The following is a 12965-nucleotide window of genomic DNA, read 5'->3' as shown; positions in this document are numbered from 1 at the left end:
TCCGTGCCCATGCGGCTCCACGAGCCGCATCGCCCCTGTTCGACGCCAAATTGAAGAACCTGATTGTCACCCTCGATCGCGCCGGCGAGTTCGACGAGATCATCGACGTGCGCACGCCGCTCGAGTTCGCCGAGGACCATATTCCCGGCGCGCTGAACGCGCCCGTGCTCAGCAACGAAGAGCGCGTGCTCGTCGGCACGATGTACCGCCAGGTGTCGCCGTACGAGGCGACGCGCGTCGGCGCGGCGATCGTCGCGCGCAACATCGCGCGCCATCTCGACACGACCTTCGCCGACCGGCCGCGCAACTGGCGGCCGCTGATCTACTGCTGGCGCGGCGGCAAGCGCTCGGGTTCGATGACGACCTGGTTCAACCTGATCGGCTGGAAGGCGCGCCAGCTCGACGGCGGCTACAAGGCGTACCGCCAGTCGGTGTGCGCGACCCTCGCGTCGCTGCCGACGCGCTTTCGCTACATCGCGCTGGTCGGCCACACGGGGTGCGGCAAGACGCGCCTGCTGAACGCGCTGCGCGACGTCGGCGCGCAGACGCTCGACCTGGAAGCGCTCGCGTGCCATCGCGGTTCGCTGCTCGGCGCGCTACCGGGCAAGCCGCAGCCGGCGCAGAAAGGGTTCGATTCGGGGCTCGTCGAGACGCTCGGGCGTTTCGACCCTCAATGGCCGGTGTTCGTCGAGTCGGAAAGCCGCCGGATCGGGCTCGTGCAGTTGCCGATCGCGCTGATCGAAGCGTTTCATGCGGGCCCGTGGGTGCAGGTCGAAGCGGCCCACGACGAGCGGATCGCGTTCCTGCTGGACGATTACGCGCACCTGTTCGACGAACCGGACGCGTTCAAGGCGCAGCTTCATCGGCTGATCGGGCTGCACAGCCGCGAAGAGGTGACGCGCTGGAAGGGGCTGATCGATGCCGGCGCGCGGGCCGATTTGTTCACCGAGCTGATCGACAAGCATTACGATCCCGCCTACGCGCGCACTTACCGTGCGACGTACGACAAGCCGAACCGGGCGCTGACGTTCACGTTCCGGCCCAACGCGGCCGACGTGCGCGATCAGGCGCGCATGCTGCTGGCCGAACTCGCGCGCGCCGGGTTGCCGGCATCGGCCGCGCTTGCTGGCGGCGCGACATCCGAAACCGACAAAGACCAATCGACGTTCACCACACGATGACGACCACACGCACCCAACCCAGTCCCGCCCTCGGCTGGATGACCTTCCTGCTGATCGCGGTCGCGGGGCTCTTCTATGTGAAATGGTTCCCGTACTACAACAAGGCGTTCGTTGCCGCCGAGCACCATTCGATCGGCCAGTCGATCCTGATGGGTACGTCGGCGGCGGCCCCCGAGCCGTCGCTGAAGGCGGCGCTCGACTACGCGTGGGCATACGGCAAGGCGATCTGGCAGGCGATGGTGCTCGGCCTGCTGCTCGGCTCGGCCGTGCAGGCGCTGCTGCCCGCGCATTGGGTGGCGCGCGTGCTCGGCCGCACCGGGTTCGGCAGTGTCGCCGCGGGCGGGCTGCTGTCGCTGCCGGGGATGATGTGCACGTGCTGCGCGGCGCCGGTCGTCGCGGGGCTGCGGGCGCGTCATGCATCGCCGGGCGGCGCGGTCGCATTCTGGCTCGGCAACACAGTGCTGAACCCGGCCGCGCTGGTGTTCATGGGCTTCGTGCTCGGCTGGCACTGGAGCGCGCTGCGCCTCGTGCTCGGCATCGCGATGGTGTTCGGGATCGGCTACCTGCTGAACCGCATCGCGCGTCCTGAAGACCGCAATATCGACGATGCCCAGCTCGCCGCGCTGGCTGCCGAACAGGCCGCGGCCGGCAATCCGTTCGTCCGCTGGATGAAACTGCTCGCGCGCATGGCCGTGCGGCTCGTGCCCGAATACATCGTGCTCGTGCTGCTGCTCGGCGCCGCGCGCGCGTGGCTGTTTCCGCATATCGGCCCGGACATCGGCAATCATCTCGGCTGGATCGTCGCATTCGCGGTCGCGGGCATGCTGTTCGTGATTCCGACGGCCGGCGAGGTGCCGATCATCCAGGCGATGCTGTCGCTCGGCATGGGCGTCGGTCCGGCCGCCGCGCTGCTGATGACGCTGCCGCCGATCAGCGTGCCGTCGCTCGCGATGCTCGCGCGTTCGTTCAAGCCGACCATGCTGGCGATCGTCGCGACGCTCGTCGTCGTGTTCGGGATCGCGAGCGGCTTGCTCGCGATCGCGTTCGGGTTCTGACGCACGCAAACGGCGCGCCAGTCGCGCGCCGTCGTCGTATTCATCCGGCGCCGCCGCTTCACGCGTGCGGCGCCCTTTACAAGAAGCAAACAGGAAAACGCATGACCCAACCGAAGATTCATCCTCGACTCGAAAAGGCGCTGACGCGCGGCGATCTCGCGATCCGCCAGGCCAATTCCGCGCGGGCGACTGCCGTGCTGCAAGCGCTCGGCACGATGATCATCGAGGCCTCCGCAACGATCGGTGTCGAGGCCAGCATCGACATTCCGCAAGGCGATCGCATCTACGATCCGGTCAACGGCCTGTGGCCGCAGAAGATGCTGGTGTCGTTCGACGGTCCGGTGGACGAAGCCGACAAGGAAGAACTGCGCACCGTGTATCTGGTGGCCGACGATCCGGGTACGCAGTTCCGCGTCGAATGGCATCGCGCGGACGGCAAGCTCGGCCGCCAGGAAGGCGGCCCGCTCGCGACCGTCGCGTTCCTGACCGACGTCGAAATTCCGTGGAGCGACGACGACGAGTAACGTCGTCGCATGAAGCCGGCGCCCGGTGCGCCGGCCGTCAGCGCATCATCCGCCGCCGGAACAGCCACGCGGACAGCAGGAATCCGCCGACCGCGTAGCCGGCGAGCACCGCGACGTGCAGCGCGATGTCGGTCGCCGGCCGGCCGAGCATCGCGGGCCGGATCAGCTCGACCGCATTCGCGAGCGGTAGCGCCCGCGCCGCGTGCTGCGCGATCGGCGGCAACTGCGTGATCGGGAAAAACACGCCGGACAGCAGCAGCATCGGCGTCAGCGCGAGCGTCTGATAGAACATGAAGAAATCGTAGGACGGCGCGAGCGCCGTGACGATCATCGCGATGCTGGCGAACGCGAGGCCGGCCAGCGCGATCACGGGCAGCACCGCGAGCATCGACGGAAACTGCGCGTAGCCGAGCCCGCCCGCGACCAGCATGATCGCGCCCCCTGACAGCATCGCCTTGCTGGCCGCCCACACGATCTCGCCGAGCACGATGTCGCCGAGCGCGAGCGGCGTGTGCATGATCGCTTCCCACGTGCGCTGCACGTGCATCCGCGAGAAACCCGAATACATCGACTCGAAGCTCGCGGACATCATCACGCTCGACCCGACCGTGCCGGCCGCGAGGAACGCGATATACGACACGCCGTCGACATGGCCGAGCATCAGGCCGAGTCCGAAACCCAGCCCGAACAGGTAGATCATCGGATCGGCGAGATTGCCGAACATCGACGCGAGCGCGAGCTTGCGCCACACGAGATAGTTGCGCCGCCAGACGGCGATCCAGTTGCTCGCGTTCGCGGGCATCGCGATCGCGAAGCGCGACTCGCGCGGCGGGGCCGATGGCGTGGTGGCGGAATAGTTGCGGACGTCCATGGTCGATCAGTCCTGCATTTCGCGGCCCGTGAGCCGCAGGAACACATCTTCCAGATTGGCCGGCCGATGCAGATAGCGCAACCCCGCGCGGCCCTTCAGGCGCGCGCTGAGCGGTTCGGGGTCGCTCACATAGCAGAACAGCGTCTCGCCGCTGATCTCCGTGTGCTTCGCGAACGCCGACAACTCGTCGCGCAGCGCGGCCGGATCGGGCCCGTAGATCTCGATCACGTCGCAGCCGATCTCCGATTCGATCAGCGCATGCGGCGCGCCTTCGGCGATCTTGCGGCCTTCCTCGATCACGCACAGCCGATCGCACAGCCGCTCGGCTTCTTCCATGAAGTGCGTGGTGATCAGGATCGTCTTGCCGCGCGCAAGCAGCGAACGCAGCCGCTCCCACATCAGGTGCCGCGCCTGCGGATCGAGGCCCGTCGTCGGCTCGTCGAGCACCAGCACGTCGGGATCGTTGACGAGCGCACGGGCGAGCGTGAGGCGGCGCTTCATGCCGCCCGACAGCTCGCCGACCTTCGCGTCGGCCTTGTTTTCCAGCTTCGCGAATTCGAGCAGCGGCGGCACGAGCGTGCGTGCGGCGTGCGCCGACATCCCGAAATAGCGGCTGAAGACGAGCAGGTTCTCGCGTACGGTGAAGTCGGGGTCGAGATTGTCGAACTGCGGGACGACGCCGACCCGCTGGCGTGCATGTCGCGCCCGCGATGGAACCGGTTCGCCGCATAGCGAAATGGTGCCGGCATCGGGGTGCGCGAGGCCGAGCAGCATCTTCAGCGTCGTGGTCTTGCCGGCGCCGTTCGGCCCGAGCAGGCCATAGCATTCGCCGGCCTTCACGTTGAAGGACAGACCGTTGACGACCAGCTTGTCGCCATAGCGCTTTTCGACGTTGCGGAAATCGATCGGTGCGACGGACATGGGCAGGTTGTCGTTGTAAGCGGGCGCGTTCCGTTGCCCGAGCGTGGCCGGTTTGCGAACGGATCGGACGGATGCGTGTCACATGGGCATGACCGAAGCGCACGACGCCAGCGTACGGTGGCCCGCTGGAGTATGAACGGGCCATTCTAGTGCATCGGCTGCATCGCTTCAGGGCATGCCTGCCCGGTGCGATGCAAGCGCGCACCGATCGTGCACCGCATCATCGCGCACGCGCCGCGCGGGGCGAATCAGCGTTTTCCATCCCTTGCGTCCTGAATTGCGGCGCACCATGATGAATGCGTAGGCTCGTTGTCGCGATAGGGAGGTCTCATGGCTAGCTACAACAAGATTTTGCTGTGTTACGACGGCACGCTCGAAGGGCGCAAGGCACTGCGCTGCGGGGCCAATCTCGCAATGGACCTGAAGGCCGAAACGCATTTGCTGTCGGTCGTCGACATGCGTTCGAGCATTGCGCAAAGTGCAGGTTTGCTGACCGATGTCGCATGCGGCCGCTTCGAGGAAACCGCGCGCGAAATCCTGCAGGAAGGCGTGAACTGGCTGCGTGAGCGCGGCGTACAGGCCGAAGGCCATTTCGCGTTCGGGTATCCGATCGACGAAATCGCGAATCTCGCGTCGGAGCTGAAAGTCGACCTCGTCGTCGTCGGCCACCGGTGCCGCAGCGGATTGTCGAGATGGTGGATGGGGTCGGGCAATACGCAACTGCTCGATCGCGTGAACTGCAGCATCCTGGTGGCGTGTTCGTCGGCGGAAGAGCAGAAGGCCGAAATCGCGCGCGAGCGTGAGGCGGCCACGGCGAACGGCAAATGATCTAAAGACTGGACGACTGCGTGACCGGCGATGCGTGCCGGTCACGCACCGCGCTGCATCAGCACGGCAGGCGTCCAGAGTGGCCTGCTAAGCATGCAGGTCGATCCCGGACAATTTCCACGAGAACAGCCCGAAGCGGTGAAAGATCGCCGCATAGCGTGTGCCGTCGGCACTGCGCTGATACGTCACGACGAATTCATCGATATTTCGGTAGCCCGCGCTGGTTTGCTGCTGGTGCGGCGCTTGCGTGGCTTCGCTCGGGCTGGCCGGTGCGGCAGGTGCGGGCGCCGGCGACGATGCCGCCGAAGCGACCGCGTTGCTGCCCGATACCCCCGCACTTGCCGGCGCCGGATTGGCGGGCGGTGCGGCAGGCGTGGTGCCGGGGGCATTGCCTGCCGGCGGCTGATTCGACCACTCAGGCGGACGCTCGCCCGGATTGCCGCGCGGCGGCATTCCGCTCATCAGCGCGGCAACGCCTTCCGGCGTCGCGTACGCATCGACCAGAGGACCGATCAACGCGGACCCGATCAGCGCGCCGATCACCGCGAACGGGTTGTTCTTCTTCACTGCGTCGATCCGGCGCATCAACTCTTCCGTGACCTGCTGCTTCAGGCTGATGCGCAGCGATGGAAAGTCGACATACTCGCTGATCGCCTGCGCATCGCGCGCATCGATCGCCGATTTCAGGCGACCGAGCGCGACATACGGCGACGCGTACGCATAGCCGAGCGCCGCAATGACGGCGACGATCAGCGCGACGATCAGTAGGGGCTTGAGTCGCCCTGTGCGGCGCGGCGATTCGGTCACGTTGCCTCCGGTGCGGGAAGGTTCCGCAATCAGAGACCGCCCGGCGTGGCCGATCGTTCCTCTGCGATGCAGCGATCGATCATTCGGCAGACGGCATCGATCGTGCCGACCATGATCAAGCGCGACCGGCCGTGATAGACGCGCACCGGCGCGCGGCGTGCGGGTTCCGCGTGATTCAGACCGGCGTTCAGCGATACCCGCGCGAACGCGGGCAGCGCTGACGGCAGCAGGGACGCCTGCCGTTCGACTGCGACTTCTTCATGCACAGGCGCCGCCGCGGACAGCGGTGCGCAGGGCGTGCGGCCGCGCAGATGACGCAGGCGACCGAATTGACGGAAAGGCAGCAGGCGGGCAAGGCGTTCCATGATGTTCTCCTGAGCGAGACGGAATGTCAGAGTTCGCCCGAGCGAATCAGCCCGACGGCGATGCCTTCCAGCGCGAAATCCGCGCTGCCGGCCTTGACGAAGATGTTTTCGTAATCCGGGTTCTCCGCGATCAGCTCGAGGCCGCCGGGCCGGCGCATCAGGCGCTTGACCGTGACGTCGTCGCCCAGACGCGCGACGATGATCTGGCCGTCCTTCGCTTCCGTGCGCTTCTGCACGGCGAGGAGGTCGCCGTCGAGAATGCCGGCGTCGCGCATCGACAGGCCGCGCACCTTCAGCAGGTAGTCGGGCTTGCTGGTGAACAGCGCGGGATCGCACGCGTAGTGCTGCGAGATGTGCTCCTGCGCGAGGATCGGGCTACCGGCCGCGACGCGGCCGACGAGCGGCAGCGACAGTTGCATCAGCGCGGCGTGCGGCAGCGTGAACTGGTGCGGGGCGTCGTCGACGCCGAGCAGCCGGATGCCGCGCGACGCACCGGCGGCCAGCTCGATCACGCCCTTGCGCGCCAGCGCGCGCAGGTGCTCCTCGGCCGCGTTCGGCGAGCTGAAGCCCAGTTCGGCCGCGATCTCGGCGCGGGTGGGCGGGAATCCGGAGCGCTCGATCGCGCGACGGATCAAGTCGAACACTTGCTGCTGACGGGCGGTGAGTTTGGTCATGGCTCAACTGTATGGATAGACAGTGAGCTGTATTTTTATACAGTACCTGGTGAATTTCAAGTGTTACTTGAGGTTCGACGCGATCGCGCCGGTTCCGGCGCGATTTCGCGACGCCCGGACGCCGGTTTATCCGCCGCAACCGTCCATCCCGTCTGCGTTAGCACTTTTGAGTATTAAAAAATGAGGAACGATTATTTTTAATCATGTAACCCGTTCGATAGACTGGCCCGACATCGCAATACCGACAACACTGGAGAACCAAGGATGGCGAAGCGCAACACGGGGCTGGTGGGCGGAGTGGGCCGCCTGATCGCAACACTCGCGCTGGGCGCGGCGGCGGTGCTGGGCGTCGTGACGCATGCCCAGGCCGATACGACTTTCCTGAACGTGTCGTACGACCCGACGCGCGAGCTGTATCAGGATTTCAACCAGGCGTTCGGCAAGGAGTGGAAGGCGAAGACGGGCGAAACGGTCAATTTCAAGCAGTCGCACGGCGGGTCGGGCGCGCAGGCGCGCTCGGTGCTCGATGGCCTGCAGGCCGACGTCGTCACGCTGGCGCTCGCCTACGACATCGACGCGCTCGCGAACAAGGGGCTCGTGGCCAAAGATTGGCAGAAGCGCCTGCCCGACAACGCGTCGCCGTACACGTCGACGATCGTGTTCCTGGTGCGCAAGGGTAATCCGAAGGGGATCAAGGACTGGGACGACCTGACCAAGCCGGGCATCTCGATCGTCACGCCGAACCCGAAGACGTCGGGCGGCGCGCGCTGGAACTACCTGGCCGCCTGGGCATACGCGCTGCACAAGCCGGGCGGCAACGAGCAGACGGCGAAGGAATTCGTCACGAAGCTCTACAAGAACGCAGGCGTGCTCGATTCGGGCGCGCGGGGCGCGACGACGAGCTTCGTGCAGCGCGGGATCGGCGACGTGCTGATCGCATGGGAAAACGAGGCGTTCCTGTCGGTCAAGGAATTCGGCACCGACAAGTTCGAGATCGTCGTGCCGTCGGTGAGCATCCTGGCCGAGCCGCCCGTCGCGGTGGTCGACAAGGTGGTCGACAAGAAAGGCACGCGCAAGCTGGCCGAGGCCTACCTGAATTTCCTGTACAGCCCGCAGGGCCAGGAAATCGCCGCGCGCAACTACTACCGGCCGCGTTCGAAGAACGTGTCGGCGGAGCTGACCAAGCAGTTTCCGAAGCTGAAGCTGTACACGGTCGACGACACGTTCGGCGGCTGGACGAATGCGCAGAAGACGCATTTCGCGGACGGCGGCGTGTTCGACTCGATCTACAAGCCGCAGTAACGCCATAACGACAAGCGGCGCGCCACGACAGCGCGCCGCATCCCCGACGGCCCGCCGGCGCGATTCACTGCGCCGGCGTTTGCGTCGGACCCGTGAGCAGCATCGACCCAGCAAGAGCATCCGATGACGACGTACACCTTTCGCAAGCCGAGCGCGCTGCCCGGTTTCGGCGTGACACTCGGCATCACGGTGGCCTATTTGAGCCTCGTGGTGCTGATTCCGCTCGCCGCCACGTTCCTGAAGACCGCGACGCTGTCGTGGGACCAGTTCGTCACCGCCGTCACGTCGCCGCGCGTGCTCGCGTCGTACCGGCTGACGTTCTCGGCCGCGCTCGGCGGCGCGCTGATCAACGCCGTGTTCGGCTTCCTCGTCGCGTGGGTGCTGGTGCGCTACACGTTCCCGTTCAAGCGCCTCGTCGACGCGATCGTCGACCTGCCGTTCGCGCTGCCGACCTCGGTGGCCGGCATCTCGCTCGCGGCCGTCTACGCGACCAACGGCTGGGTCGGCCAGTATCTGGCGCTGCTCGGCATCAAGATCGCGTTCACGCCGGCCGGCGTGCTGGTCGCGCTGACCTTCATCGGGCTGCCGTTCGTCGTGCGCACCGTGCAGCCGGTGCTCGAGGATTTCGAGCGCGAGCAGGAAGAGGCCGCCGCGTGCCTCGGTGCGTCGCGCTGGCTGACGTTCCGCCGCGTCGTGCTGCCGGCCGTGCTGCCGGCGCTGCTCACCGGTTTCGCGCTCGCGTTCGCGCGTGCGCTGGGCGAATACGGCTCGGTGATCTTCATCGCCGGCAACGTGCCGATGAAATCCGAGATCACGTCGCTGCTGATCATCACGAAGCTCGAGCAGTACGACTACGCGGGCGCGACCGCGCTGGCGGTCGTGATGCTGGTCGTGTCGTTCCTGATGCTGCTGCTGATCAACACGCTGCAGTGGTATCTGCAGCGCCGGACGAGCAAGGGCGCGAGCGGCCCGGCGCCCGCCGCTGTCGCCGCCGTCGCAGCAGGAGGCCAGCAATGAGCCAGGAGGCCACCGTCGTGCTGAAAACCCCGTCACCCGCCGCGCGTGCCGCGAAGCGGCTCGATCCCGTCAGCGAGTCGCGCGTCGTGCGCTGGCTGCTCACGGGCATCGCGCTGGCGTTCCTCGCGTTCTTCCTCGTCGTGCCGCTCGCCGCGGTGTTCGTCGAGGCGCTGCGCAAGGGCGTCGGCTTCTATTTCGAATCGCTGGCCGATCCCGATGCATGGTCGGCGATCAAACTGACGCTGACCGTCGCCGTGATCGCGGTGCCGCTGAACCTCGTGTTCGGCGTGTGCGCATCGTGGGCGATCGCGAAGTTCGAATTCCGCGGCAAGGCGCTGCTGACGACGCTGATCGACCTGCCGTTCTCGGTGTCGCCGGTGATCTCGGGCCTCGTGTACGTGCTGCTGTTCGGCGCGCAGGGCTGGCTCGGGCCGTGGCTGCAGGGGCACGACGTGCAGATCATCTTCGCGGTGCCGGGCATCGTGCTCGCGACGATCTTCGTCACGTTCCCGTTCGTCGCGCGCGAGCTGATTCCGCTGATGCAGGCGCAAGGCACCGACGAGGAAGAGGCCGCGCGCGTGCTAGGCGCGTCGGGCTGGCAGATCTTTCGCCGCGTGACGCTGCCGAACGTGAAGTGGGGCCTGCTGTACGGCGTGATCCTGTGCAATGCGCGCGCGATGGGCGAGTTCGGCGCGGTGTCGGTCGTGTCGGGCCACATCCGCGGCGTGACGGACACGATGCCGCTGCACGTCGAAATCCTGTACAACGAATACAACTTCGCGGCGGCGTTCGCGGTGGCGTCGGTGCTGGCGCTGCTCGCGCTCGTCACGCTCGCGCTGAAGCTGCTCGCTGAGCGTCACCTCGCCGCCGAACTGGCCGACACGCACGACGCCGTTCCCGCACATGCCGGCCCTGTCGCCGCCGTTTCGTCGAAATCGTAAAGAGGCAACCAGAATGGGTATCACCGTCCGTAACCTTCAGAAGCGCTTCGGCGATTTCACGGCGCTCGACAACGTGTCGCTCGACTTTCCGCCCGGCGAACTGGTCGCGCTGCTCGGCCCGTCCGGCTGCGGCAAGACCACGCTGCTGCGCGTGATCGCGGGCCTCGAGCACGCGGACGCCGGCCAGGTCGTGCTGCAGGGGCTCGACGTCGCGTCGGTCGGCGCGCGCGACCGCCAGGTCGGCTTCGTGTTCCAGCATTACGCGCTGTTCCGCCACATGACGGTGTTCGAGAACGTCGCGTTCGGGCTGCGCGTGAAGCCGCGCCGCGAGCGGCCGTCGGAAGCCGCGATTCGCGAGAAGGTGCACGAGCTGCTCAAGCTCGTGCAGCTCGACTGGCTCGCGCAGCGCTATCCGTCCGAGCTGTCGGGCGGGCAGCGCCAGCGTATCGCGCTCGCCCGCGCGCTCGCGGTCGAGCCGAAGGTGCTGCTGCTCGACGAACCGTTCGGCGCGCTCGACGCGAAGGTCCGCAAGGAGCTGCGCGGCTGGCTGCGTCGCCTGCACGACGACCTGCACATCTCGACGATCTTCGTCACGCACGACCAGGAAGAGGCGCTCGAAGTGGCCGATCGCATCGTCGTGCTGAATCGCGGCCACGTCGAGCAGGTCGGCAGCCCGCAGGACGTCTACGATCATCCGCAAAGCGCGTTCGTGTACGAGTTCCTCGGCGCGGCGAACCGGCTGCCGGGCACGGTTGCCGGGCGCGGCTTCGTCGCGGAAGGCGCGGCCGCGCCGATCGAGGTCGACGCCGATTTCGCGGGCCCCGCGCACGCGTACGTGCGGCCGCACGATCTGCAGCTGTGGCCGGCGGGCGAAGGGCACCGCGACGGCATCGCGGTGGACGTGCGGCGCGTGATTCCGCTCGGCGGTTCGGTGCGCGTGGAGCTCGAGGCGCGCGCGGGCGGCGCGCTCGAGGCGGAACTCGACCGCGACGCATGGCGGGCGCTGTCGCTGCAGGTCGGCGACGGTGCGACGGCCGTGCCGCGCGCCGTGCGGGTATTTCCCGCGCGTTGACGAGACAATGCAGGGCAGAGGGCGGGCATCGCTCCGATTCGACAATCAAACAACGACAGCCTAAGAGGCATACCCATGAATTTTCAGCAATTGCGGTTCGTGCGCGAAGCGGTGCGCCAGAACATGAACCTGACGGAAGTCGCGAACGTGCTGTACACGTCGCAGTCGGGCGTGTCGAAGCAGATCAAGGATCTCGAGGACGAGCTGGGCGTCGACATCTTCATCCGGCGCGGCAAGCGGCTGACGGGGCTGACGGAGCCCGGCAAGGCCGTGCACCAGCTGATCGAGCGGATGCTGCTCGACGCCGAGAACCTGCGCCGCGTCGCGCGCCAGTTTGCCGATCAGGACAGCGGCCACCTCGTCGTCGCGACGACGCACACGCAGGCGCGTTACGCACTGCCGAAGGTGATCCGGCAGTTCACCGACGTGTTCCCGAAGGTGCATCTCGCGCTGCGCCAGGGCAGCCCGCAGCAGATCGCGCAGATGATCCTGAACGGCGAGGCCGATCTCGGCATCTCGACCGAGGCGCTCGACCGCTATCCGGACATCGTCACGTTCCCGTGCTATTCGTGGCACCACACGGTCGTCGTGCCGAAGGGCCACCCGCTCGTCGGCCGCGAGAACCTGACGCTCGAGGAGATCGCCGAATACCCGATCATCACGTACGACCAGGACTTCACGGGCCGCTCGCACATCGACCAGGCGTTCACGCAGGCGGGCGCCGTGCCCGACGTGGTGCTGACCGCGATCGATGCGGACGTGATCAAGACCTACGTCGAACTCGGGATGGGGATCGGCGTGGTCGCGGCGATGGCCTACGATCCGCAGCGCGACACGGGGCTCGTCGCGCTCGATACGCAGCACCTGTTCGAGGCGAGCACGACGCGGGTCGGGCTGCGCAAGGGCGCGTTCCTGCGTGCGTACGCGTACCGGCTGATCGAAATGTTCGCCCCGCACCTGAACGAAGCGGAAATCGCCGGGCTGTTGCGCGAAGCCGTTTGACCGGTGCACGTCGCGCGCCGTCCGGGCCGTTGCCGCGGATGGCGCGACTTGCACCCCGCGTGCGGTGCCGCATACGGCGCCGGGCGCGACAGGCGATGGCCGCCATCACGGCTGAAGCACCCGCCGAGCGATCCCGCGCCAGGCGACGATCGCCCCATGTTTCCGACCAACAGAAAAACAAGAACGACCTGCAACGCCGGGCCTCGGCGCGGAACGCACGATCGGCAGTCGTCCTCATTCACAAGGCCGCGCGTGTGCGAATCGCCGCGCGGTTCCGTCACGGTCGACGACATGTCGCGACGGCGAATGCGGCCGAGCTTCGTGCCGACCGTCGACGCGAGCGCGTTGTCCGGAACGATCCGCTTCCTCGCTGGCCAGCCGCCTGCGAAGCGCTCCGGCGAGCCG

Annotated in this window: 14 protein-coding genes; 9 read left to right on the top strand and 5 right to left on the bottom strand. The window is 67.0% G+C overall.

Translation table 11 applies throughout. The features are described from left to right. Positions 1-50 precede the first annotated feature (50 nt). From mnmH to DTA15_RS26815, 3 genes are all read left to right on the top strand, one after another. A complete protein-coding gene (mnmH, locus tag DTA15_RS26825; RefSeq protein WP_006484185.1) occupies positions 51-1181 on the top strand; it encodes a tRNA 2-selenouridine(34) synthase MnmH in 1131 nt (376 codons plus the stop codon). After that, complete coding sequence (locus DTA15_RS26820) at positions 1178-2236, top strand: permease (RefSeq protein ID WP_006484180.1); 1059 nt, start codon at positions 1178-1180, stop codon at positions 2234-2236. Before mnmH ends, DTA15_RS26820 begins: the two co-directional genes overlap by 4 nt. A gap of 101 nt (positions 2237-2337) precedes the next feature. After that, on the top strand, positions 2338-2760 hold the full coding sequence (locus tag DTA15_RS26815; RefSeq protein WP_006484198.1) for a hypothetical protein: 423 nt from the start codon (positions 2338-2340) through the stop codon (positions 2758-2760). 37 nt (positions 2761-2797) lie between these two features. Here DTA15_RS26815 and DTA15_RS26810 read toward each other — a convergent pair whose 3' ends face one another. Next, the gene (locus tag DTA15_RS26810) at positions 2798-3631 is read right to left on the bottom strand and encodes an ABC transporter permease (protein WP_006484127.1); all 834 of its coding nucleotides are present in this window, start codon (positions 3629-3631) and stop codon (positions 2798-2800) included. Positions 3632-3637: 6 nt separating this feature from the next. Further along, positions 3638-4552: a nodulation factor ABC transporter ATP-binding protein NodI gene (gene nodI / locus DTA15_RS26805; protein WP_006484213.1), complete on the bottom strand. Its 915-nt coding sequence runs from the start codon at positions 4550-4552 to the stop codon at positions 3638-3640. Between the two features lie 330 nt (positions 4553-4882). Between nodI and DTA15_RS26800 the strand changes: the two genes are divergently transcribed. Continuing rightward, a complete protein-coding gene (locus tag DTA15_RS26800; RefSeq protein WP_006484144.1) occupies positions 4883-5380 on the top strand; it encodes a universal stress protein in 498 nt (165 codons plus the stop codon). Positions 5381-5467: 87 nt separating this feature from the next. Here the strand turns inward: DTA15_RS26800 and DTA15_RS26795 are convergent, their stop codons facing one another. Genes DTA15_RS26795 through lexA form a run of 3 tightly spaced genes read right to left on the bottom strand, consistent with a single transcriptional unit; the run spans position 5468 to position 7226 of the window. Next, on the bottom strand, positions 5468-6187 hold the full coding sequence (locus tag DTA15_RS26795; protein WP_006484209.1) for a DUF2939 domain-containing protein: 720 nt from the start codon (positions 6185-6187) through the stop codon (positions 5468-5470). A gap of 29 nt (positions 6188-6216) precedes the next feature. Further along, entirely contained in the window at positions 6217-6552 is a 336-nt protein-coding gene (locus DTA15_RS26790; protein ID WP_006484149.1) for a hypothetical protein, read from the bottom strand. 26 nt (positions 6553-6578) lie between these two features. Further along, positions 6579-7226, bottom strand: coding sequence for a transcriptional repressor LexA (gene lexA / locus DTA15_RS26785; protein ID WP_006484226.1), 648 nt, complete (start codon positions 7224-7226; stop codon positions 6579-6581). Between the two features lie 264 nt (positions 7227-7490). Here lexA and DTA15_RS26775 point away from each other — a divergent pair, with 264 nt between their 5' ends. The 5 genes from DTA15_RS26775 to DTA15_RS26755 all read left to right on the top strand — a co-directional run bounded on the left by DTA15_RS26775 (position 7491) and on the right by DTA15_RS26755 (position 12560). Continuing rightward, positions 7491-8528 carry a sulfate ABC transporter substrate-binding protein gene (locus tag DTA15_RS26775; protein WP_006484165.1) on the top strand — a complete coding sequence of 346 codons (1038 nt, stop codon included), beginning with the start codon at positions 7491-7493 and terminating at the stop codon, positions 8526-8528. A gap of 123 nt (positions 8529-8651) precedes the next feature. Then, positions 8652-9545 (top strand): sulfate ABC transporter permease subunit CysT, encoded by an 894-nt coding sequence (gene cysT / locus DTA15_RS26770; RefSeq protein ID WP_006484116.1) that lies wholly within the window; start codon positions 8652-8654, stop codon positions 9543-9545. Next, a complete protein-coding gene (cysW, locus tag DTA15_RS26765) occupies positions 9542-10486 on the top strand; it encodes a sulfate ABC transporter permease subunit CysW (protein WP_006484215.1) in 945 nt (314 codons plus the stop codon). The genes cysT and cysW overlap by 4 nt, the downstream gene beginning before the upstream one ends. A gap of 13 nt (positions 10487-10499) precedes the next feature. Further along, complete coding sequence (locus tag DTA15_RS26760) at positions 10500-11558, top strand: sulfate/molybdate ABC transporter ATP-binding protein (RefSeq protein WP_006484184.1); 1059 nt, start codon at positions 10500-10502, stop codon at positions 11556-11558. 75 nt (positions 11559-11633) lie between these two features. Continuing rightward, positions 11634-12560 (top strand): CysB family HTH-type transcriptional regulator, encoded by a 927-nt coding sequence (locus DTA15_RS26755; RefSeq protein WP_006484201.1) that lies wholly within the window; start codon positions 11634-11636, stop codon positions 12558-12560. Positions 12561-12965 lie beyond the last annotated feature (405 nt).

It is taken from the genome of Burkholderia cenocepacia (assembly GCF_900446215.1).
Lineage (GTDB): Bacteria > Pseudomonadota > Gammaproteobacteria > Burkholderiales > Burkholderiaceae > Burkholderia > Burkholderia cenocepacia.
This window is presented reverse-complemented; position numbering and strand designations above follow the sequence as displayed.